Origin of the sequence: Pandoraea norimbergensis, from assembly GCF_001465545.3 — a bacterium.
Lineage (GTDB): Bacteria > Pseudomonadota > Gammaproteobacteria > Burkholderiales > Burkholderiaceae > Pandoraea > Pandoraea norimbergensis.
Genome location: NZ_CP013480.3, coordinates 3,151,695 through 3,175,115, shown reverse-complemented (window position 1 = coordinate 3,175,115; position 23,421 = coordinate 3,151,695). Strand labels below are relative to the sequence as shown.

Sequence of the window (23,421 nt, the reverse complement as noted above, 5' to 3'; positions counted from 1 at the left end):
TTGCGAGTGGCAGTACAGAGGGTGGTGCAAATTGCGGGAATTGCGGGAACGGCGGGACTACCGCGGGCGCCCGGTTCCCGAAGTGATTCGGCGCAGGACACCCGCGAGGCGCGCAGCTCACATCAGTCGTGGTCCTCGTGAGAGGGTGACGTGAGACGTATCTCTTTGCTGCGAACCGGAGACCGGCAGCGCGAGCAAAAAAGATAGGCCGGCACGGAGGCCGGCCTGCGCGCAACTGGTTTTACTTCTTGTTCACGGCGTCCTTGAACGCCTTACCAGCCGTGAACTTCACGGTCTTGGCAGCCGGGATCTTGATCGCTTCGCCGGTCTTCGGGTTGCGGCCGGTACGCGCAGCGCGCTTGCCCGAACCGAACGAGCCGAAGCCGATCAACTGAACCGCGTCACCCTTTGCGACTGCCTTCTTGACGGTCTCGAGCAGAGCGTCGATGGTTTCGCCGGTTTGAGCCTTGCTTGCACCCGTAACACCAGCGACGGCGTCGATCAGTTCCTGTTTGTTCATGTGTGTTTCCCTTGAGAGGTGGTGAATACCGGCGACAACTCTAACACTTTCGCCATTTGGCGAGTGTCGGTGTTGTATCCGCGCCATAAGGCACGCGGCGCGCGCCAGAATGTCGTCTTCCCGGAACATCGAAAAAACCCGATCCGAAGATCGCGCCTCGTGATGATTCGAGAGGACGCCGGCACTTGCCGGGCAGCCGCATTATAGAGCCTTCGGCGGCCTGTGGGCCAGTGCTGGCAACGGTTTGCGGCGATTTTGTTGTGCAATGCCGCGTACTTTCTCGTTCTTGATGGTAAAACCCCGGTAACTGCGGTCATCTACGGGCTTAGCGTCGCGCAATCCCTTGCTGGGCGGGCTTTGGGGGTTTCCCTAGCGTTGAGGGGCTTGCGCAGAACGACGACTTTTGGTTGGCATTGATGGGCTTCTGCCCCCGTTCTGCCGGGTTGTCATCCCGATGTCATTTTCGGCGCCTAGCGTTGCGCCGCCTGCATTCATCGCGGCTTCTGTCTCTGCTTTCATCTCCTTAAGTCGTTCGCCTCGTCTCTCGCACCACGGGTGTTGCCCACGCGCCTGACGCTGCGACCTACACTTGAACACGTGATGTCATGCGCCTGCGCGCGCATCAAGGATTCGCCTTCATGTTGCTTTGCCAGATTACCGATCTTCACGTCAGCCGCCCGGGCGCGCTCGCTTGTGAGCGCGTCGACACAGCGCGCGCGCTGCGCCACGCGATTGCCACGATCAACCGGTGGTCGCCGCGCCCCGATGCGGTGATTGCCACCGGCGATCTCGTCGATACGCCACATCCATCGGAATACGAAGTATTGCGCGAGTGTCTCGCTGAGCTGGAAATTCCGCTGTATCTCGTCGTCGGTAACCATGACCATCGTGCCGCGTTGCGCGCCACGTTCCCCGAGCATGCGTGTCTCCATGGCGGCATGCAAAGCGCCGGTCATGCCGACGACGATTTCGTGCAGTACCGTGTCGATCTGGGGCCGGTGACGGTACTGGCCCTAGACACGCAGTCGCCGCCCAACGCGGGCGGCCATTTGTGCGAGGCACGGCTGGCTTGGCTCGACGCGCAGTTGCAGGCTTGCGCCGGGCGTCCGACGATCATTGCGATGCATCATCCGCCGTTCGATACCGGCATCGAATTCATGGACGGGCTCGGCCTCTCGGTGCAAGGTCGCGAGGGCTTTGCGGCCGTCGTGTCACGGTACCGTCACATCGAGCGCGTGATCTGCGGCCATCTGCATCGCAGCATTCACGCGGTAGTGCCGGGCGCTCCGGGCGTCATGGCCAGCACTTGCGTTTCGACCGCGCACCAGATCTCACTGGGGCTGGCACCCGGTGCCCCCGGATCGATCACGCTGGAGCCGCCGGGCTTCGCCATGCACCTGTGGCAGCCGGGCGCTGGGGTGCGTACGCATCTGGCCTACGTGGGTCCGTTCGACGGCCCGTTCACCTTTGACGGTGCGTTGGTCTCCTGAGGGTTTCAGGCGCCCTGTCAGGTGGCCTGTCAGGGCGGTAGTCACCGGCGGCAATCCCATCGGACAGCGATAAAAAAAGGGGACGATAGTAGGACTCACGATGTGTACAGTGCGGCCGTATCAACCATAAGAAGTCTGTTCAGATCAGCAGTCACGGGCTGCCCGGGGATCCAAAAATACCGTCGTCGCGCCGGTTCTGCGCGAAAGCCGTTGTCCGCCACGAGACATTGCGATGCCTGCGCGGATGCCATACCGAAGCGTTGGCGCGTGAGCCCGCAGGCCGCCCGACCCGGCTGATTCTTTTTTCCACAAGCGCCACGTGACAACCGCCACGCCCAACGACGCCGAGCCGGCACGCGATGCCCATGCACCCGCGCGCGTTCGCCGCTCGCAACCGCTCGGCAATCTCGGCGTGTGGGGCCGCTGGCTCGCCCCCGCCGTCGCGCGTCCGTTCGCAGTGCTGGAAATCGTGGGTGTCATGGCGCTGGCAGTCTTCGTCGCCTGGGAATTCCGGCCGGAAGACCCGTTGCTGCGCACCGCGCAGTTCCCGTGGCTGTGGCTCGTCGCGTTGGTGACGGCGCTGCGCTATGGGGCGCTGGCGGGTGCGGGCAGCGGCGCCATGCTCGCGCTGGCATGGGTTCTCCTGTGCGGCCGTGCGGGCGAGGTCTTCCCGATCGGTTACTTCGCCGGCGGCATGACCGCCGTACTCGTGGCCGGTCACTTCTGCGACGTCTGGTCCTATCGCACCCGCGGCGCACACAGCATCAATGCGTATCTGAACGACCGGCTGGTCGCGATCACCCACAACCACTATCTGCTGCGTGTCTCGCATGAACGGCTGGAGCGTGACCTGCTCGCCCGGCCCGTAACTTTGCGTGACGCGATCACGCGTTTGCGCGACTTGACGGTGCGGCGAGCGGGTGACGCGCACACGAACGGTGCGCCGCTCCCGAACGCCCAGCCGATGCTCGAGTTCGCAGCGCTCACGTGTCAGATCGAAGTGGCATCGCTGTTCCCCGTGCGTGGTGATCGGCTCGGCACGACGGCGTTGGCACGTGTGGGCGAGAGCTTCGAGCCCATTGCCGACGACCCGCTGGTTCAGCATTGCCTTCGCGAAGGCACGTTGACCCACGTGCGCACCGATGACGCTGCCAGCGACGCGAGCCCTTATCTCGCGTGTGCGCCGCTGGTCGATGCCGACGGGCAACTGGTGAGCGTGCTGATCGTGCGCCGCATGCCGTTTCTCGCGCTCAATCACGACAACCTCCAACTGTTGCTGGTGCTGCTGGCGTATTACGCCGACGGCGTGGCGCAGCAGCCGCTCGTGACCGAAGTGCGTGCCTCGGTGCCCGAGGCGCCGTATGACTTCGCGCTGGAGCTGGGCCGTCTTGCGCGGCTCAAACGGGCCAGCAGTATCGAATCGTCGCTGGTCGCGCTGGTGTTCCCGCGCGGGGCGCGCGGCGACTCATTGTTCGAACAGACCGTGCGGCAGCGGCGCGCGCTCGACGCGTTGTGGACGTTGGGCACGCCGCGGCAGCAGATCGCCATCGCGTTGATGCCGATCACCGACGAGCATGGCATCGACGGCTATCTGTTGCGGGTGGAAAACCTCCTGCGCCAGCAGTACGGTGTCGATTTTCAGAGCGCCCATATCGCCGTACACACCGCGCATGTCGATCCGGATGCGCCGGGCGAAGGGTTGCTGAAACTGGTCGAGCGGTGCGTCGGTCATGGCTGACACGATGCCACGCGGCGACGGCACCCCCCGTTGGCAAAACGCCGAGCGGCGCGGCGCGGCCAATGTGCTGCGATGGAGCCTGCTGCTTGCCGTCGCGTGCCTCGCGATAGCCGCGCAGGGGCAGGCGGCTCGGATCGTCTTGTCGTCGCCTGACATTGCCCGCGACCTGTCTGCCACGACGCACCCGCTATGGCTCGTGCTGGCATGGCAAGCGGTGTCGGCGGGTCTGGCAGGCGCGTTCATCGCGCGTGCCTTGCCCCCGAGCTATCGCCACCGGCGCGGTGCCACGTGGCACGCGGCGCTGATCTGTTTCTTCCTGCCGGTCGTGGGCCTTTTCGTCCTGTTTGGCGTGATGGTCATCGGCTACCTGTTTCCGCCGCCGCGCGAGGCGCCACAAGCGGTGCAGGTGGCCGCGCCGGGCTTCGTCACGCACCTCGTCGCCCGCGTGCAGCACGGCACCGGCATGCGCTTGCGCGCGCGGTTGCGCAATGTGAATGGGGAGCGTGACGACCGTGTGGCCGCGCTCGTCTCGGTGCAGGCGTTGCCGTCGCGGGTGACCAGCGAGATCGCCCGCGACCTGCTGGCCGACCCGGTCGAAGAGGTGCGCCTGCTGGCCTACGGCATTCTCGACGGACTGGAAAAACGCATCATGCAGCAGATTTTTCGCATGCGAGACCGTCACGAGGCCGCGCAAGACGAGGATGAGCGCGCAGATACGAGCCGTCGTCTGGCGCAGTTGTATTGGGAGCTGATCTATCAGAATCTGGTGCGCGGCGAAGTGCTGCGCTTCACGCTGGAGCGAGTGGAATTCTTTGCGCACGCCACGCTGGAGCAGCACGAAGACGACGCCTCGATGTGGTATCTGCTCGGCCGCTGCTCGTTGCTGCGCCATGCGCCTGACGCGGCGGAAATGTACCTTCGGCATGCGCAGTTCCACAGCTTCCCCAGTGAGCGGCTGTTGCCTTGGCTCGCCGAAGCGGCATTTCAGAAACGACGCTACGACCGCGTGACACAGTTGCTCGGCGGACTGGGCGGCCATGCGGCGCTGGCGGCCGTCGCACCTGCCGTGCAGCCTGCCGTGCGGTTCTGGACCCGATGATGACGCCGCCTGACGACGGACTGCGAGCGTCGGCCGAGCCCGCCAGCCGAGCCGCCTCGCAAGGCGCCCCGGTAGCGGACATCGCTTTGCTTCTCGAAGGCACGTTCCCCTATGTGCGCGGCGGGGTGTCGTCGTGGGTCGATCAGTTGATCCGTGCGTTCCCCGAGCGGACGTTTGCGGTGGTGTTTATCGGCAGCCGCCGCGAGGACTACGGCACGCCGGTCTATGCGTTGCCGCCGAACGTCACGCATTTCGAAGCCCATTATCTTTACGAGCCGTCGCCGCAGGGGGATGGCGCAAGCGCCAGCCACCAAGGGGCGCTTCATACCGATGGAGACGCCGCCGCATTTGCGCGGGTCGGCGAGATGCACGACCTGATGCGTCGACGCGAGGGCGGGAGCGCGAGCGAAGCCGAGGGGGCTGCGGCGGAGGTGGCGAGTCAAGGTAACGACAGCTTGCGCCAGATGCTCGCCGGTATCCTGCCGATGCTCAGAGACGGCCGTGAACTGGCGCAACCCCAGTTTTTGCATAGCCGTGCCGCGTGGCGCTTCATGACCGAGCGCTATGAACGCCACTGCCTCGATCCGTCATTTACCGATTACTTCTGGACCGTGCGCACGATGCACAAGCCGCTGTGGCAACTCGCGCGCATCGCCGACGCGATGCCCTCTGCACGGCTGTACCACACGGTATCCACCGGCTACGCGGGGCTGCTCGGCGCATTGCTGCGGTTCTCGACGGGCAAGCCGCTACTGGTGACCGAACACGGCAGCTACACCAAGGAGCGCAAGCTCGATCTGTTGCAAAGCGAGTGGTTGCGCGACAACCGCGGCGTGCTGGAGCGCGATATCTCACAGGTCGGCTACTTTCAGAACCTGTGGATGCGGTTCTTCGAGACCATCGGTCGCGTGTGCTACGACGCCGCCGATGAGATCGTGGCGTTGTTCGAAGGCAACCGGCAGCGGCAACTGGCCGACGGCGCGCCCGCACACAAGACACGCAACATTGCCAACGGTGTGGACGTGGCCCATTTTGCCGCGCTGCGCGTGCCGCGCCGTGGCGACCCGGCGGCAGCCAGTGATCCTGCCGAGGCCAATCGGGCAGAGATTCCGCCGGTGGTGGCGCTGATCGGGCGCGTGGTGCCGGTCAAGGACATCAAGACGTTTCTGCGCGCCATCTTCATCGCGTATCGCCATCGCCCCGACGTGCAGGGGTGGATCATCGGACCGGAGACGGAAGACCCCGCCTATGCGCAGGAGTGCCGCGACGTGGCGGCGAGCCTTGGCATGGAATATCAGGTGCGCTTTATGGGCTACCGGCCAGTCGAGTCGGTGCTGCCGCACATTGGCGTGCTGGCGTTGTCGTCGGTGTCGGAGGCGTTGCCGCTCGTCGTGCTCGAAGCGGCCGCCGCCGGCGTGCCGGTGGTGGCGACCGACGTGGGCGCATGCCGCCATCTGATCGAGGGCGACAGTGGCATTGACGGCGATCCGGCGCTCGGGCGTGCCGGACGCGTGGTGCCGATTGCCGATCCGGAGGCGCTCGCGGCCGCCATCGTCGAGGTGCTGGAGCCTGACGCCTGGCACGCGGCGAGTCGCGCCGGGATGGCGCGTGTCGAGCGTCACTACACCCACGACGCCATGCGGGACGCCTATCGCACGCTCTATCGACAACTGCTTGCCGGGAGTGCCGACTGATGGCGGGCATCGGATTCGAACTGCGCCGGTTGCTGCGCAGCGACACGTTGTCCGGCACGCTGGTGGCCTATGGGTACGCGGGCATCATCAGCGCCGGGCCGTTGGTGCTGTCGATGGTGGGCATCGTGCTCGTCGGCCTGATGAGTCTGGCGAACGTGCAACCGGCCGCCGTGCTGACGCAGTTTCAGGTGTCGGTGACGTATCTGATCGCCGCCAGCGTGATCGCGACCGGACTGGTGCAGCTCGCGTTCACCCGGCATCTGAGCGACCGGTTGTTTGCCGGCGAGTCACGCGCGGTCATGCCCGCGCTCAATGCCGTGGCGCTGGTCACGACGGTCGTGCTCGGCAGCCTCGGACTAGTGCTGTCGCAAACGCTCTTCGCTGATTTGCCGCTCGCGTACCGCTGGCTGATGTGGATCGGCTTCGTGCTGCTCGGCAACTTGTGGATCGTGGTGTTGTTCCTGACCAGCGTGAAGCAGTACCGCGCGATTCTCGGCGTGTTCTGCGTGGGTTACAGCCTGAGCGTGGTGAGCGCCGTATTGCTCGGGCGCTATGGCCTGACGGGCTTGCTCGGCGGTTTTGTGATCGGTCACGCGTGTCTGCTGCTCGGGTTGGCGGCGATCGTCGTGCGCCAGTACCGCACCGATACGTGGCTGTCGTGGGACGTGTTCGCACCGAAGGGCATCTACATCTCGCTGGTGGGCGTCGGCGTGTGTTTCGGCCTTGGCGTGTGGATCGACAAGCTGATGTTCTGGGTGTCGCCGGCCACCGGCATGGTGATCATCGGGCCGTTGCGCGCGTCGCCGGTCTACGATCTGCCGGTCTTCCTCTCATATCTCTGCGTCATTCCCGGCATGGCGGTGTTTCTGCTGCGCATCGAGACGGATTTTGCCGAAGCCTATACGAGCTTCTTCGACGCCGTGCGGCACGGGGGCACGCTGCGCCAGATCGCGACGGCGCGCGACATGATGACCCGCGCCGTGCGCACCGGGCTCTACGAAATCCTGAAGGTGCAGGCGGTCGTGACGCTGTTGGTGTTTGCGTTCGGCGACGACATGCTGCGTGTGGTCGGCATGCCGGTGGCGTGGCAGCCGCTGTTGCGTGTAGATGTCGTTGCCGCCGGCATGCAGGTGCTGCTGCTGGGCGTGCTCAACGTGTTGTTTTATCTCGACCGGCGCCGTGACGTGCTCGTGCTCACGGTGTCGCTGGTGGTGCTCAATGGCTTGTTCACCTGGGTCAGTCTGCGGCTCGGGCCGGCCTGGTACGGCTATGGTTTCGCACTGGCGTTGTTTTGCGTGCTGGTGCGGGGCGTGGTCTGGCTGGGCAGGCGTCTGGATGCGCTCGAGTACGAAACGTACATGCGGCAGCCGATGTGAGGGCCGATTGGCGAAGCCGACAGCGGTGGAGTAATATGCGTCACCTCGCGCGCCGTGCGCGACCCCGGGCGCGCCGGGCAGGCGACGCCAAGGCATTTTCATGAGCAATCAGGGCACCATTCTCGTTACCGGCGGCGCCGGCTATATCGGTTCGCACACGTGTGTCGAGTTGCTGGGCAGCGGCTACGACGTCGTCATCGTAGATAACCTCTGCAACAGTCAACGCGAAGCCGTTACCCGCATCGAACGCATTGCCGGCCGCGCGCCAGTCTTTGTGCAGGGCGACGTCTGTTCCGCTGCGGTCATGGACGACGTGTTTTCCCGTTACCGCATCGATGGTGTGATTCACTTCGCCGCGCTCAAGGCGGTCGGCGAGTCGGTCAGCCAGCCGCTGCGCTACTACCACAACAATCTCGGCAGTCTCGTTACGTTGCTCGACGTCATGGGCCGCCACAACGTGCGCGATCTGGTATTCAGCTCGTCGGCCACGGTGTACGGCAACCCCGGCTCGGTGCCGATCGACGAGACGTTCCCGCTGTCAGCGACGAACCCTTACGGTCAGACCAAGCTGATGGCCGAGCAGATGCTGGCCGACACGGTCGTGGCCGATCCGCGCTGGCGGGTGGCGGTGTTGCGTTACTTCAACCCCGTCGGCGCGCACGAGAGCGGTCTGTTGGGTGAAGATCCGACGGGCGTGCCGAGCAATCTCATGCCGTTCGTGGCGCAGGTGGCCGTGGGCAAACTGCCACGCCTGAAGGTGTTTGGCGGCGACTGGCCGACCCCCGACGGTACGGGCGTGCGCGATTACCTGCATGTGGTCGATCTGGCGCGGGGGCATCTGTTCGCGCTGGCGGGGCTGCGCGCTCGCGAGACAGGTTTCACTGTCAATCTGGGCACAGGGGAAGGGCAAAGCGTGCTCGACGTCGTACGTGCCTTTGAGGCCGCGAGCGGCCGCGATGTGCCTTATGACATCGTGGCCCGGCGGGCCGGCGACATCGCCACCTGCTATGCCAATCCGGCCAAGGCGCAGGCGCTGTTGGGCTGGCGCGCCGAGTACGATCTGGCGCGCATGTGCGTCGATCACTGGCGCTGGCAGCGCCAGAATCCTGATGGATATCAATAATCGTCCCGAAAAAGCCCGCTATGGGGCAGGGGACAAATGAAAGCCATTCCCAATTAAGGTAAAATAGTCGGGTTTTCCCGCCCTCGACCGATAGTGCGTGTACGTTACACGCCGCCGTCCGGGCTACGGGGCCATTACCGCATTATCGACCGCCAATATGAGTACACAGAATCAACAGACCGTGCTGGAAGTCCACCACTGGACTGACACGCTGTTCAGCTTCAAGACCACGCGCGACGCTTCGTTCCGTTATGTCAATGGCCAGTTCACGATGATTGGTCTGGAAGTCGAGGGCAAGCCGCTGCTGCGCGCCTACAGCATGGCAAGCGCCAATTACGAGGAAGAGCTCGAATTCCTGAGCATCAAGGTGCAGGACGGTCCGCTGACCTCGCGTCTGCAACACTTGAAGCCGGGCGACAAGGTGATCGTGGGCCGCAAGCCGACGGGCACCCTGATCAACGACAATCTGCTCCCGGGCAAAAACCTGTACCTGCTCTCGACGGGCACGGGCCTCGCGCCGTTCATGAGCATCATCCGCGACCCGGAAGTGTATGACCGCTACGAGCACATCATTCTCGTGCACGGTTGCCGCTTCACGAGCGAACTGGCTTATCGCGACCTGATCACCGAGCACCTGCCGGAACACGAATACCTCGGCGAGTACGTGCGCGACAAGCTGATCTACTACCCGACGGTCACGCGTGAAGAGTTCGAGAACCAGGGCCGTATCACGGAGCTGGTCGAGTCGGGCAAGATGTTCGAGGACATCGGCCTGCCGGAATTCACGCCGGAAAACGATCGCGTCATGCTGTGCGGCAGCCCGGCCATGCTCAAGGACACCCGTGAGCTGCTGGAAAAGCGCGGTTTTGTCGAAGGTCACAACCACGCCCCGGGGCATTACCTCGTTGAGCGCGCGTTTGTTGGCTAAGTTCGCCGGCTAAGACGTCAGCGACATCGCCGCAACCCAGCACGACAGCACAAAACAAAACCCCACGACTTTCGGGTCGTGGGGTTTTGTCGTTTCCGAGCCTGTGCCGCTTAGAACTGAATCGTCGCGTTGGCCACGAACGTGCGGGTGGCGCCGAGGAACAGGAAGCCGCCCCACGCTTCGGTCCAGTACTTGCGATCGAACAGGTTGTTGATGCCCGCGCGGAACACGACATCTTTGCCGCTGATGCGCGTCTGGTACTTCGCGCTCAGGTCGAACGTGGTGTAGCCCGGAATGAACTGCGTGTTGGCGGCATCGACGGCCATGCCGCCGACATACTTGCCGCCGAACGCCACCGTCAACTCACGAAGGTACGACGGGTTGTACTCGATACGCCCCGTGCCGATGACCTTGGCCGCACCGTAGACGCGCTTGCCCGCGACGCTCGGATCGTCGATATCGACCGCCTTCGAGTTCATCAGCAGCACGCCGCCCATCACGCGCCACTCGTCGAGCGGCTTGACCCAGCCGCTCGCATCGAGCCCTTGGAAGCGCATGATGCCGTTCTGCACGAGATTGTTGTTCGAGTCGCCGTACGAATAGCCGCGACGCATCTGGAACAGTGCGATGTTGGCGCCCCAGTTGCGGTTATCCGTCTTGAAGCCGACTTCCCATTGCTTGCTCTTGAGCGGACCGTAGGTCGTGCCGGAGTTGGCGAAGCGGTTGTCGGCAGACGCGCCTTCTTCCAGCGATTCGACGTAGCTCACATAAGCGGTCGAGTTCGCGTCCGTCTTGTACATCAATGCGATGGTCGGCGAGACCGGGTTGGCCGAGTAGTTCGCCGACTGCGTGCCGTTGGTGAAGTAGCTCCAGTCGTGATACTGCGTGTAGCGCGCGCCAAGCAGCACCGACAGGCGCGAGGTCACGTGAACCGTGTCGCTGGCGTAAATCGCTGCCTGCGTGATGCGGCCGGCGCGATACAGATCGGCGGAAATACCGGCGGCGGCGTTGCTCAGCAGGGTCGGCGAGAACAGATTGCCGTTGCCGAGGTTGTAGCCGTTTTGCCAGCCTTCGCCCGCGTCGTAGTCCTTCCACTGGTTCATGTAGCTCGCGCCGACGACCAGATCGTGCTTCACGCCCCACGTATCGGCCTTGCCTTGCAGCATCGCATCGTAGTTCTGGTAGTAGTAGCGCGTCAGGGCGGCGTACAGCGTGTTGGTGTAGTTGCCGGCGTTGTCGTTGACCGCAATGAAGCTATCGAAGTTGTAGCGGTTTTCCTTGGCGAAGCGGAATTTCACGCTGGCGCGCCAATCGTCCGAGATGCGGTAATCGAGACCCGTGCCCACCGACAGGAATTCGGTTTCATACCAGTTCTGCGGCTGCGACAGATCCTTGACGCTCTTGGCCGACGGAATCTGCGTCACGCCATAAAAGCCCAGACCGAAAATCGTGCCCGTCGACTTGCGATCCTGATACATCACGTCGGCCGACCAAGTGAGGTCCGGCGTGATGCGCCAGTCCAGCGCCAGCGACGCGCCCTTGCGGCGAATATGCTGACGCGCTTCCGACGAATTGCCTTCCTCGTTGACCAGATTCACGCGGTAGCCGAACTGGTTATCCGGGCCAAAGCGGCCGCCCACGTCGAGTTTTTCCGCCCAGATGTTGGCCGACGTGTAACCGATGGTCGCCGAGCGATACGCGTCATCGGTCGGGCGCTTCATCACGTAGTTCAGCATGCCGCCCGGGGTGGCGAAGCCGTACATGAAACCGCCGGCGCCTTTGAGCAGCTCGACTTTCTCGAACGGCTCCATCGCGAGATCTGCGTCCCACACCGGGAAACTCTGCCCGTCGACCTTGATGCCGTTGAGCATGTCGATCGCCAGACCGCGCACGCTGAAGACCGCGTTTTCGCCGGTCGCGCTGCTGATGACCTGCGCGACGGACGGGTCGTACTTGAACACGTCGTTGATCGACGTCGCCATCAGATCCTGCGCTTGCTCGTTGGTCACGGTCGTGGTCGAGAAGGGCGTGTCGACCGCCTTGCGGGTGCCGAGTGCGCCCGAGGTCACGTTTTTCACGGCGAGCGGATCGTAGTCGTTGCTCCGGTCGCCCGTGACCGTCGTCGTCGTCAACTGCGCCGTGGGCTGTGCCTGCGTGCTCGATGGCGTGGCGGCCGAATCGGCGCCTGACGGGGTGCTTTGTGCATACGCTTGTGTCGTGGCTACCGTGGCCAGCGCGGCGTAAGTTGCGATGAGCGCGAAGGTGGCACGCGCAATCGGCGAGGCGAGACGCGAAGTTTCGGGGCGAGCGGGGGCGCGCGCCGTGACGGAGCGGAGTTGCGGCATTCGGGTAAATCTCCCTGAGTGAGTTGGTGTCTTGTGTGCTGGGTCGATGGCGTCAGCGCGCCAAATCTTGTATTCCCCGGCGATGCCAGCGAGGGTGTCGCCGGGGCGTGCTGCTAAACCGTGGTGCGCGTGGCGCCGCCGACTTCCGGCGTGCCCGCCGTCGGCGCGCGCCGTGCCCACACGCTGTTCGGGTCGCCGCGGCGCGCCCGACGCCATGTCGCACGCGCAAAGAGGAAGAACGCGATGGCGCAAACGATCGCCACGAGATCGACACTGGCCAATACCCAGTCGCCGCTTGCGATCGAGCGCAGCACGTTGTCGGGTGTGACGAGGGCGTCGATGACCGGAATCGCGAGACACGCGAGCGCGGTGGCGGCGAGCAGCCCCGTCGCGGCAATGGCGGGTGCCGTCAAAGCGGCAAAAATCAGCGACACGATGACCGTGCCGACAAAGATCGACAGCGCTGTCGTGCCTTGCGAGAGCAACGCACCGGAGAACGCGACGGCAAGGCCGAGACAGGTGCCGAGGAATACGCCTGCGGTCGCCTTGGCCATCCAGCGCAAATTGGCGGGTTGAATGGCCGAGTTGCGCTTGCGGCGCGACTCCAGCCACAGCAGATTGCCGCTGTACACGAGCACAGCGCCCATCAGGCCGAGCACGAAATAGACCCACCGCATGCCGATGCCTGCGAAATTACCGAAGTGCGCGCCGTAGATCATGCTCAGTACCGCGTGGTTCGCATCGCGTACGCCCGGGCTGTGCTGGCCGATGATGGCGCCGTCGTTCAGGCGCACGGCGACCGCCGCGAACACACCGAGCGAATCACCGGCTTCGCCATAGACTTCCGCCCCGGCGTCGGGTTTGCCGTAACCGGTCCACGACACGGCAGTGGCTTCGACATCCGGGGCGGCGTGTTCCGCACGCGCGAGGATGGTGGCCAGATCGAGCGGCTTGCCGTCGACCGGGGCAATCTTCGCCGGCACCGCACCCATCACCTGCGGAATCTGCGCCATCAGTTTGTTTTCGAACGTGATGACGTTGAACGCCATCATCAATGGCACGCTCAGGCACAGCAGCGCGCCGGTGAGTGCAAAGACGATGTGAAACGGCAGACTCAGCACGCCGATGGCGTTGTGGGCGTCTTGCCAGAAACGCTTGAGATTGCGCCCCGGGCGCAGCGCGAAGATGTCGCGCGTCACGCGTGGCAAATGCACAATCACGCCCGAGATCAGCGCCATGCCGTAGAACAGCGACACGATGCCCATCAGATACAGGCCATAGGTCGGGATCGACAGCGAGTAGTGCAGCGCGTTGATCGTCGCCGACAAACCGGGGCGGGCATTGCCGACGATGAGCGACGGCTCGGCGCCGCCGCTGCTGTCTGTAGATTCGCGCAACCTTGCCTGCATCCATTCGCCGTCGGCACCTTGCCAGTAGGCGAACGGCGTCGGCGAATGGTTGGGCAGGACCACGCCCATTTGCTCGCGCGCTGCCGGAAACTGCGCACGCACGAGTTCGGCGAGCTTTTCGGTCTGGGCGAGCGTGAGCGGCGCATGACGCGTGGCCGGTTGCTCCCAGCGCTCGATTTCGTGTTGAAAAACGGTCAGCGCACCGCCGAGCATGGCGATGAACAGCGCGAAACCGGCGACGATGCCGGCCCACGTATGGACGCTCAGATATTGACGCAGCGTTTGGGCACGCATCGGACGATCCTTACCAGACAGCGCGCGCCAGCCACAGCGCGACCCAGGCGACGACAGTGGTGGCGCCGAGGCCGATCCATGCACGCGTGGCGGTTCGGCTCGCATAGACCACGGCAAACAAGCCGAGCCACACGAGCGGGAAGAGGGTGATGACGGGGATGATGGCGGTGTGCCAGCCGGCCGGCGTCATGTACGCCATGGCGCCGCACAGCGCCATGGCGGCGAAGAAGCCGAGCACGAGACCCGCAAAGGTTCTACTCCACATGGGCATCTCCGCGCAGCCAGTGCCATCCGCCAGCGGCATAGGGCCAGAACAGCAGGCCGAAACACAGCGACATGAAGGCGGCGGCAATGCCGGCCGATGCCCCGGCGGCCACGAGCCAGCACACGAGGCTGGCGATGGCGGCCACGAGCGAGAGCGCGCGGGCGGGTTGGGGGTTCAGGCGCTGCGTGCGCAGGCGCTGATGCGCCGACGTCAGGTAGCAGGCGCCGCCTGCAAACCAGGCCAGCGCGATAGCCAATGCAATCAACATGCTGAGGAATCGATGAGATCGATGAAAAACGAAGCGGCACAAGCAAAAACGCCGCCCTCGGGCGACGTTGCTGCGATGCGGGCTAATGAAAGCCGGCGCAAATCAAAGGCTAACGGAATGCAAATCAAGTGCACAACAAATGCAAACGTTAACGAAAACGATTCGCATTTATAACATGTTTCGGATAAATCCTGAAACATTGCAAACCATGGCGAAGGGATAACGACGCTCGGTCGTGGTTTGGCGGCAACGGCGTACAGCACACCGTTGCCAAGCCTGCGGATTTGTGCGAGATCGCGACCCCCGCGATCAGTGCCCGGCGATGGTCTTGCTGGCCGGTAACGGACCGCCGAACTGACGCAGTGCGGCGTGCAGGTAGGGCACTTGCGGACCGGCGGTCGGCTGAGCGGCATTGATCTCCGGCAGCAGATGCCACGGTGCGGTCGGATAGAGGTGGTGCACGCGATGCAGATTCGCATTGAGCAGCAGTGCACGACCGAACGCGGGCGCGTGAAAGTTGCGGGCGCGTGCAGGTTCGTCCATTTCGACGCCGTAGTGGGGCAAGTTATCCGCAATCGACAGCCAGATGCCCCGCGCGACAAATGCCGCGACGAACACCGGCCACCACGGGCCGTACGCCCAGATCGCCAGCACCAGTGCGACCAGCGTCATGACGAAATCGCGCTGAATCCGGCGGCGGCGCACCGGGTCGCTGCCAAACATCACCACGCGGCGGCGGACGTCTTCATCCTGCGCATCGGTGCCGAGCGCATTTGCTGCTAGCGCGGGCAGACGGCGCGGCGGAATCCACGCAATGACGGGCGCGAAGATTTCGGCGAGCCACATGCCGCCGAGCAGCCGCGACTGATAGCCGAACCACGCCCGCAGCCGTGCCAGCCGCGGCGCGCTATCGGTAAGGGTGGAGATGTCCGGGCGGTCAAACGGCTGCCGCGTGAAGCGGTGATGCAGCAAGTGGCCGAAGCGCATGATCTCGAACGGCAGGCCGAGCAGCACCGACAACAGGCGGCCGGTGCGTTCGTTATCGCGCGGCTTGAGCCGCAACTGGCCATGAATCGATTCGTGAATCAGCCCCCAGTGCATGGGGGTGAGCAGCAGCACGGGCAGGAGTGTGAACGCTGCCGTCGCGCCCCAATGACGCAGCGCCAGGCCGAGCCCGAACCATTGCCAGAGCCCCGCAAGCCCGGTCAGGGCGATCAGCCACGGATTCCAGCGCGAGGGGCGCGCGTGGCGCCACAGGGCTGGCGATGCAAGAGAAGAAAGCGATGAGTCGGTGTCGGTCTGCGCCGGGTGTGCGACGACATGCTCCATAAGGTCTCCGTGACATGGGGTGCCATTTCGAGCGTCAGAGCGCGATCTTACCCAATCCGTACGCAACCAGCCCGGCACCGTGGCGACAAGAGTGTATGTCGTCCGTCAGGTCGGGAATATGTCAGTCGCGTGGCAAGGTCATATCAGTGCCTTACCAGCGCCTTACCAGCGCCTTACCAGCGCCTCACCAGCGCCTTACCAGCGCCTTACCAGCGCCTCACCAGCGCCTTACCAGCGCCATGCGGGCACCTTACCGGCGTATTGCCGCCTTGGCAGTGTCCTGCCAGCGCCTTACATGAGGCTGTCGTACTGCGCGAGCCCGGTGTCCGTGAGCCGCGCGAGCCGCAGCCCGCGCTCACTGTCTTCCACTTCGACCCAGCCCGCCTCGCCCAGCACGCCGAGATAACGCAGCAGATCGCTCATCGGCAATGCGCTGCGTTTTGCCAGCCGTGCGAGCGACAGCGCATCGCGCCCTTCATGACGGCCCTGTGCCAGCGTGAAGAGCAACCGCGCCAGATCCTGCTCGGCCTGCGAGAGTTCGTCCGTGGCCGGAGGCGCGGGGAGCGGGCTGCCCGCAGCGCCATCAGGCATGGCGGCGCTCCATCAGCACCGGGATCGACTTGGACGTCGGGGTGCCCGCGCCGTCGGCGGTCGCGTCCAGCGGCACGAGGCCATTGGTTTCCGGGTAATAGGCGGCGATGCTGCCGCGCGGAATGTCGTAGGCCACGAGCAGGAAGTCGTCGGCGCGGCGTGCAATGCCATCGTTCCACACGCCGACCAGATCGATGCGCTCGCCTGCGCGCATGCCCAGCGCGTCGAGATCTTCCTCATTCGCAAACACGACGCGACGTTGCCCGAACACGCCGCGATAACGGTCGTTCAGGCCGTAGATCGTCGTGTTGTACTGATCGTGCGAGCGAATCGTCGCGAGTTGCAGCACTTCGGCGCCGCGCTCGCCCGCCTGACGGCGGGCCGTGTCGATGGGCAATTCGTGCGGCAGCGGGTGCGTCGTGAAATTGGCGCGGCCCGTCGCCGTCAGCCAGCGGCGCTCGGCGGGCGGTACGTCCAGACGGAAGCCGCCCGGATGGCGCACGCGGCGGTTGAAGCCTTCGAAGTCGTCGAATGTCGCCGCAATCGCATCGCGAATGCGGTCGTAGTCTTCGATGTACCAGTGCCAGTCGTCGTGACCGGCGAGGGCGCGGCCCATCGTGGCCTGCGCGATGCCCGCCACGATGGCCGGCTCCGAGCGCAGATGTTCCGACGCCGGGGCGTTGATGCCGTACGAGAGGTGCACCATGCTCATTGAGTCTTCGACGGTCACGCCTTGCACGGCACCGGCCTGCATATCGATTTCGGTGCGGCCGAGGCAAGGCAGAATGAGCGCGTCGCGCCCGTGCACGAGATGGCTGCGGTTGAGCTTCGTCGCCACGTGCACGGTCAGGTCGCATTGACGCAGACCTTCCCACGTGCGCGGCGTGTCGGGCGTGGCCATCGCGAAGTTGCCACCCATCCCGATGAAGACCTTGATGCGGCCCTCGAGCATTGCGGAGATCGTGTCCACGACGCCAAGCCCTTCGCGGCGCGGCGGGGTGAAGTCGAACACCTGGCCCAGCCGGTCGAGAAACGCCTCGCTGGGCTTCTCGTTGATACCGACGGTGCGGTCACCCTGCACGTTGCTGTGTCCGCGCACGGGGCACAGACCAGCGCCGGGGCGGCCGATATTGCCGCGCAGGAGCATCAGGTTGGTGATCATTTGAATGGTCGCCACGGCCTGCTTGTGCTGCGTGATGCCCATGCCCCACGTGGCGATCACACGCTCGCCGCGCAAATAGACGTCGGCAATCTGACACATCTGGGCCTGCGAGACGCCCGCAGCACGCTCCAGATCGTCCCAGCGCTCGGCGCGCACGTCGGCGGCGAAGTCATCGAAGCCGTGGGTGTGTTCGGCAATGAAAGCGTCGTCGAGCAACGGCGCGTCGCCGTTGGCGCGGGCCTCGGCATCGCGTTCCAGCACATGCTTGATCACGCCTTTGACGAACGCGAAATCGCCGCCGCTCGCGGGGGTGATGTAGTGGCCGCTGATCGCCGTGCCGCCCATGCTCAGCATCTCGGCGGCGCTTTGCGGGTCGGCAAAACGCTCCAGACCGCGTTCATGCAGCAGGTTGATCGAGACGATGGTTGCCCCACGGCGGGCCGCTTCACGCAGTTCGCCGAGCATGCGCGGGTGGTTGGTGCCCGGGTTCTGCCCAAACAGCAGCAGCGTGTCAGCGTGCTCGAAGTCTTCCAGCGTCACGGTGCCCTTGCCGATGCCGACGACCGGTGGCAGGCCCACGCTCGTGGGTTCGTGGCACATGTTCGAGCAGTCGGGGAAATTGTTCGTGCCGTACTGGCGCACGAAGAGCTGATACAGGAAGGCGGCCTCGTTGCTCGTGCGGCCCGACGTATAGAACGCGGCCTGATCGGCATCGGGCAGGGCGCGCAGGTGTTCGCCGATGAGCGCGAAGGCGGCGTCCCATTCGATCGGCACATACCGGTCGGTGGCGGCATCGAAGCGCATCGGGTGGGTAAGGCGCCCATATCCTTCGAGCGTGTAGTCGTCGAGCGACAGCAGATCGGTGACCGTGTGTTCTGCGAAGAAGGCGGGCGTCACGCGGCGTTTGGTGGCCTCGGCGGCAACGGCCTTGGCGCCGTTCTCGCAGAACTCGAACGTCGACGCATGCTCGCGGTCAGGCCACGCGCAGCCCGGGCAGTCGAAACCGCTGGGCTGGTTGGCGCTCAGCAGCGTGCGTGCGCCCTTGAGCGGGATGCCTTGCGAGACGAGCTGGATGGCAACGTTCTTGAGGGCGCCCCAGCCGCCGGCGGGGCGCGTGTAGTTGGAGATCTTCGGAGTGGTCATGTTGCAGTGCGCTGTGCGCGTGATTCAGGGGGGAATTCGAACGCAGTAAATAGGCAAATAAATGCATAAATAATCGTCGAATTGTCAGTGTGAGATCAGAAATTCATGTTGCTAGTTCCTGATATCAAGCCGAATGCCCGCATGTTATCAGCAATTTTCATGATTCATATTATGCAATTAATAGCATATGAAGGTATTGCGATAGCTTGACGAAAGCGTCTCCGTCTTGTCCGGTGGGTGATGGTTGTGTAAAACGCGATTTGTCGTATGAGAGATAGGTAAAAATATGCATAATTGCTTCGTAGAAATTCTCGGCGGTGGAAGTGGCAGGCGTGCAGAAGGCTTATGCCTCAACGTGTTATGCCAGACCGGCGGGATTTCGAATCGAAGCGTTTATGAATGCCCTCTCATATGGATAGCCCTATGCGGATCTCGATTGCCCCTCAACTGCGCTTTCGTCACGACGGCAGCGATGTGCCGCTCGACAAGCTGATTTCGCTGCTGGCGCACGTCGACACGCTAGGCAATTTGCAGGCGGCGAGTCATGCGCTGAATCTCTCGTATCGCGGGGCGTGGGGGCATGTGAAAGAGGCCGAGACGGCGCTCGGTGCGCCGTTGCTCACGATGGCGCGCGGACGCGGTGCTGTTCTGACGCCGCTCGCCCGCCGGCTGCTCTGGGGGCAGAAGCGATTGCAGGCACGTCTCGGGCCGTTGCTTGAGACGATGGCCTCGGAGTTGCAGACGGAGCTCGACGATCTGCTCGGAGAAGACAACGATCAGTTGCGCATCTTTGCCAGTCACGGGCTGGCGGTGGCGGCGCTGGTCGACTTCGCGGCGAAAGCCGAGTTGCCGCTGGAGGTGAGCTATCGCGGCAGCATCGAGGCAGTCTCCGCACTTGCCAAGCAGGAGTGCGAGATGGCCAGCTTCCATGTGCCTGAGGGTGCACTCGCCGAGCCGGTGCTGGCGCAGTACGCGCCGTTGCTCAAGGGGAAGGCCTATCGCGTGGCCGACGTGGCGTCCCGTCGACTGGGGTTGCTCGTCGCGCGGGGCAATCCGCTGCATATCCAGTCCATCGCCGATCTGCCGCGTGTCGGTGCGCGATTCGCCAATCGTGAGCGCGGCTCAGGCACGCGGATGATCTTCGATCTGCTCTTGCAGCAGGCGCGGCTCGATCCAGAAACGATTCACGGCACCGAGAACATCGAGCTGACGCATGCCGCCGTCGCGGCCTATATCGCCAGCGGCCGCGCCGACGCCGGGCTCGCCATCGAAGCGGCGGCGACCCAGTTCGGGCTGGATTTTCTGCCGATTCTCACCGAGCGCTACTGCCTCATCTTCCCCGACGAAGCGGCCGATCATCGCTATGTCCGGGCGCTGCTCGATATTCTGCAAAGCGCGCCCTACAAGCAGGTCGTGCACGACATTCCCGGCTACGCCGAAGCGCACACGGGGCGCGTGGCGGCGCTGTCGGAGGCGTTTCCGTCGCTGGGCTGAGCTTACATCGCGGCAAGGGCTCGTCAGACTGTCGATGTTCATATGCAACGGCATGCCTATATTTCGCAGCGGCTTTCGACCACGGTCTGGTCGCTCTGCGACCGCTAATTTATGCCGGTGAGGTTTTCCCGAATTTTGCTGTCACGGGAAATATGGACTACTGTCGAAGCCGGGACGTCTGAAAAGCCGCGTCAGTTCATATGAATTGACGAACATATAAGGCGACGCCCGATCCCCACAGGAGACGCCATGCCTCTTCAGGTTGAACCGGGCCACGGCCCCGATTTCGGCACCCCGGACCGCACCGCATCTGGCATCGCAAGCCAAGGTGTGACGCTGGAGATCGACGGCCAGCGTGTGAGTGTGCCGGCCGGCACCTCGATCATGCGGGCGGCCGCGATGAGCGACGTGAACATCCCCAAGTTATGCGCGACCGACTCGTTGGAGCCTTTCGGTTCCTGTCGTCTGTGTCTGGTCGAAATCGAAGGGCGGCGCGGCTTTCCGGCGTCATGCACCACGCCCGTCGAAGCGGGCATGAAAGTGCGCACGCAGTCGCCGAAGTTGCAAGATCTGCGACGCAACGTGATGGAGCTGTACATCTCCGATCACCCGCTCGACTGCCTGACCTGCGCGGCCAACGGCGACTGCGAGCTTCAGGACATGGCGGGCGTCACCGGCCTGCGCGAAGTGCGCTACGGCTTCGATGGCGATAACCATCTGGCCAGTGCCAAGGACGAATCCAACCCGTACTTCACTTACGACTCGTCAAAATGCATCGTCTGCAATCGCTGCGTGCGCGCCTGCGAAGAGACGCAAGGCACGTTCGCGTTGACGATCTCAGGGCGCGGTTTCGAATCCCGTGTGTCACCCGGGCAGGACCAGCCGTTCATGGAGTCGGAATGCGTGTCGTGCGGGGCGTGCGTGAGCGCGTGCCCGACGGCGACGTTGCAGGAGAAAAGCGTCATCGAGATGGGCCAGCCGGAACACGCCGTGGTGACGACCTGCGCCTATTGCGGCGTGGGCTGTGCGTTCAAGGCGGAGATGAAGGGCAGTGAAATCGTGCGGATGACGCCGTACAAAGATGGCTGCGCCAACGAAGGCCATGCCTGCGTGAAGGGCCGTTTCGCATGGGGTTATGCGACCCACAAGGAGCGGATCACGAAACCGATGATTCGCAGCAAGATCACCGACCCGTGGCGTGAGGTGTCGTGGGACGAAGCACTCGATTACGCGGCGTCCGAGTTCCGGCGGATTCAGGCGAAGTACGGTCGCGATGCCATTGGTGGCATTACGTCGTCACGCTGCACCAACGAAGAGACTTATTTGGTGCAGAAGCTCGTACGCGCCGCATTCGGCAACAACAACGTCGACACGTGCGCGCGCGTGTGCCACTCGCCGACGGGCTATGGACTGAAGCAGACGCTGGGCGAATCGGCCGGCACGCAGACTTTCAAGTCCATCGAGCATGCCGACGTGATCCTCGTGATGGGCGCGAATCCGACCGACGGGCACCCGGTGTTCGCGTCACGGCTGAAGCGTCGCGTGCGTGAGGGGGCGAAGCTGATCGTGATCGACCCGCGCCGTATCGACATCGTCGACGGACCGCACATCAAGGCGGCATTCCACTTGCCGCTGCGCCCCGGCACCAACGTTGCCATGGTCAATGCGCTGGCGCACGTCATCGTGACCGAGGGGCTGCTCGCCGAGGCGTTTATTGCCGAGCGCTGCGAAGACCGTGCGTTTGCACAGTGGCGCGAGTTCGTGGCGCTGCCGGAGAATTCGCCCGAAGCGGTATCGGTCGCAACCGGCGTCCCGGCCGACGCGATTCGTGGCGCGGCGCGTCTGTACGCTACGGGTGGCAATGCCGCCATCTATTACGGGCTGGGCGTGACGGAGCACTCGCAGGGCTCGACGACGGTGATGGGCATTGCGAATCTGGCGATGGCAACCGGCAACGTGGGCCGCGAGGGCGTGGGCGTGAACCCGCTGCGTGGTCAGAACAACGTGCAGGGCTCGTGCGACATGGGTTCGTTCCCGCATGAGTTGCCCGGGTATCGGCACGTCTCCGACACAACCGTGCGCGCGGAATTCGAAGCGGCGTGGGGCGTGACCTTGCAGGAAGAGCCGGGGCTGCGCATCCCCAATATGTTCGATGCGGCGATTCACGGCAGTTTCAAGGGGCTGTACTGTCAGGGCGAAGACATCGTGCAGTCCGACCCCAACACGCACCACGTGTCTGCGGCGATGGAGGCGATGGAGTGCATCGTCGTGCAGGATATTTTCCTGAACGAAACCGCCAAGTACGCCCATGTGCTGTTGCCGGGCACCACGTTCCTCGAGAAAGACGGCACGTTCACCAACGCCGAGCGTCGTATCTCGCGGGTGCGGCGCGTCATGGCACCGCTGCCCGGCATGGCCGACTGGGAAGTGACCATCGCGTTGGCCAAGCGGCTCGGTTACGAGATGCCGTACGCGCATCCGTCGGAAATCATGGACGAGATTGCCCGGCTGACACCGACCTTCCACGGCGTGAGTTACGCACGGCTCGACGAAGCCGGCAGCCTGCAATGGCCTTGCAACGACGAGGCCCCCGACGGCACGCCAATCATGCACATCGACACCTTTGTGCGCGGCAAGGGGCGCTTCATCATCACGCGTTACGTGCCGACCGACGAGAAGGTGACGCCGCGCTATCCGTTGCTGCTCACTACCGGGCGGATACTCTCGCAATACAATGTCGGAGCGCAGACGCGCCGCACGCCCAATGTGCATTGGCACGATGAAGACCGGCTGGAGATCCATCCGCACGACGCGCAGGAGCGCGGCATCAAGGATAGCGACTGGGTCGGCATTCGCAGCCGCGCGGGCGAGACGGTGTTGCGCGCCGTCATCAGCGAGCGCATGCAGCCGGGCGTGGTGTACACGACGTTCCACTTCCCGGAGTCGGGCGCCAACGTGATCACAACCGATAACTCGGACTGGGCGACCAATTGCCCCGAGTACAAGGTGACCGCCGTCCAAGTGCTGCCGGTGGTGCAGCCATCGGCATGGCAGGCGAAGTATTCGACGTTCAACCGCGAGCAGCTTGAATTGCTTGAGGCGGCGCGAAAGCCTGTGGAACCCGTTTCGGCGAAGTAGGCCGAGTGAGTAGGG

General features: G+C 64.1%; 17 protein-coding genes. 9 read left to right on the top strand and 8 right to left on the bottom strand.

The features are described from left to right. Positions 1-241: 241 nt before the first annotated feature. Entirely contained in the window at positions 242-520 is a 279-nt protein-coding gene (locus tag AT302_RS13785; protein WP_058378908.1) for an HU family DNA-binding protein, read from the bottom strand. A gap of 638 nt (positions 521-1,158) precedes the next feature. Between AT302_RS13785 and AT302_RS13780 the strand changes: the two genes are divergently transcribed. The 7 genes from AT302_RS13780 (at position 1,159) to AT302_RS13750 (ending at position 9,968) form a co-directional block, all read left to right on the top strand. Further along, positions 1,159-2,010: a phosphodiesterase gene (locus AT302_RS13780; RefSeq protein ID WP_058380320.1), complete on the top strand. Its 852-nt coding sequence runs from the start codon at positions 1,159-1,161 to the stop codon at positions 2,008-2,010. 319 nt (positions 2,011-2,329) lie between these two features. Further along, a complete protein-coding gene (locus AT302_RS13775; protein WP_058378907.1) occupies positions 2,330-3,748 on the top strand; it encodes a PelD GGDEF domain-containing protein in 1,419 nt (472 codons plus the stop codon). Next, positions 3,741-4,847, top strand: a complete 1,107-nt coding sequence (locus AT302_RS13770) for a hypothetical protein (protein ID WP_058378906.1) — start codon at positions 3,741-3,743, stop codon at positions 4,845-4,847. The genes AT302_RS13775 and AT302_RS13770 overlap by 8 nt, the downstream gene beginning before the upstream one ends. Continuing rightward, on the top strand, positions 4,844-6,541 hold the full coding sequence (gene pelF, locus AT302_RS13765) for a GT4 family glycosyltransferase PelF (protein WP_237171925.1): 1,698 nt from the start codon (positions 4,844-4,846) through the stop codon (positions 6,539-6,541). The genes AT302_RS13770 and pelF overlap by 4 nt, the downstream gene beginning before the upstream one ends. After that, positions 6,541-7,917 (top strand): exopolysaccharide Pel transporter PelG, encoded by a 1,377-nt coding sequence (gene pelG / locus AT302_RS13760; RefSeq protein ID WP_058378904.1) that lies wholly within the window; start codon positions 6,541-6,543, stop codon positions 7,915-7,917. Before pelF ends, pelG begins: the two co-directional genes overlap by 1 nt. Before the next feature lie 100 nt (positions 7,918-8,017). Continuing rightward, positions 8,018-9,040 carry a UDP-glucose 4-epimerase GalE gene (gene galE / locus AT302_RS13755; RefSeq protein ID WP_058378903.1) on the top strand — a complete coding sequence of 341 codons (1,023 nt, stop codon included), beginning with the start codon at positions 8,018-8,020 and terminating at the stop codon, positions 9,038-9,040. Between the two features lie 157 nt (positions 9,041-9,197). Further along, on the top strand, positions 9,198-9,968 hold the full coding sequence (locus AT302_RS13750) for a ferredoxin--NADP reductase (RefSeq protein WP_058378902.1): 771 nt from the start codon (positions 9,198-9,200) through the stop codon (positions 9,966-9,968). Between the two features lie 110 nt (positions 9,969-10,078). Here AT302_RS13750 and AT302_RS13745 read toward each other — a convergent pair whose 3' ends face one another. The 7 genes from AT302_RS13745 to AT302_RS13715 form a co-directional block, all read right to left on the bottom strand. Beyond that, complete coding sequence (locus tag AT302_RS13745; protein ID WP_084656227.1) at positions 10,079-12,313, bottom strand: TonB-dependent siderophore receptor; 2,235 nt, start codon at positions 12,311-12,313, stop codon at positions 10,079-10,081. Between the two features lie 113 nt (positions 12,314-12,426). Next, positions 12,427-14,016 carry a PepSY-associated TM helix domain-containing protein gene (locus AT302_RS13740; RefSeq protein ID WP_058378901.1) on the bottom strand — a complete coding sequence of 530 codons (1,590 nt, stop codon included), beginning with the start codon at positions 14,014-14,016 and terminating at the stop codon, positions 12,427-12,429. Between the two features lie 10 nt (positions 14,017-14,026). Next, on the bottom strand, positions 14,027-14,281 hold the full coding sequence (locus tag AT302_RS13735; RefSeq protein ID WP_058378900.1) for a hypothetical protein: 255 nt from the start codon (positions 14,279-14,281) through the stop codon (positions 14,027-14,029). Further along, a complete protein-coding gene (locus AT302_RS13730; RefSeq protein WP_058378899.1) occupies positions 14,271-14,549 on the bottom strand; it encodes a hypothetical protein in 279 nt (92 codons plus the stop codon). Before AT302_RS13730 ends, AT302_RS13735 begins: the two co-directional genes overlap by 11 nt. 309 nt (positions 14,550-14,858) lie before the next feature. Beyond that, entirely contained in the window at positions 14,859-15,878 is a 1,020-nt protein-coding gene (locus tag AT302_RS13725) for a fatty acid desaturase family protein (protein ID WP_058378898.1), read from the bottom strand. 291 nt (positions 15,879-16,169) lie between these two features. Then, positions 16,170-16,469, bottom strand: a complete 300-nt coding sequence (locus AT302_RS13720; protein WP_058378897.1) for a helix-turn-helix domain-containing protein — start codon at positions 16,467-16,469, stop codon at positions 16,170-16,172. Beyond that, complete coding sequence (locus AT302_RS13715) at positions 16,462-18,774, bottom strand: FdhF/YdeP family oxidoreductase (protein ID WP_058378896.1); 2,313 nt, start codon at positions 18,772-18,774, stop codon at positions 16,462-16,464. The genes AT302_RS13720 and AT302_RS13715 overlap by 8 nt, the downstream gene beginning before the upstream one ends. A gap of 423 nt (positions 18,775-19,197) precedes the next feature. On the opposite strand from AT302_RS13715, the gene AT302_RS13710 reads away from it, so the two are divergent. Together AT302_RS13710 and fdhF are read left to right on the top strand one after the other, a co-directional pair. Then, positions 19,198-20,268, top strand: coding sequence for a substrate-binding domain-containing protein (locus tag AT302_RS13710; RefSeq protein WP_058378895.1), 1,071 nt, complete (start codon positions 19,198-19,200; stop codon positions 20,266-20,268). A 249-nt stretch (positions 20,269-20,517) separates the two neighbouring features. Beyond that, entirely contained in the window at positions 20,518-23,406 is a 2,889-nt protein-coding gene (gene fdhF / locus AT302_RS13705) for a formate dehydrogenase subunit alpha (RefSeq protein WP_157125787.1), read from the top strand. Positions 23,407-23,421: the final 15 nt, after the last annotated feature.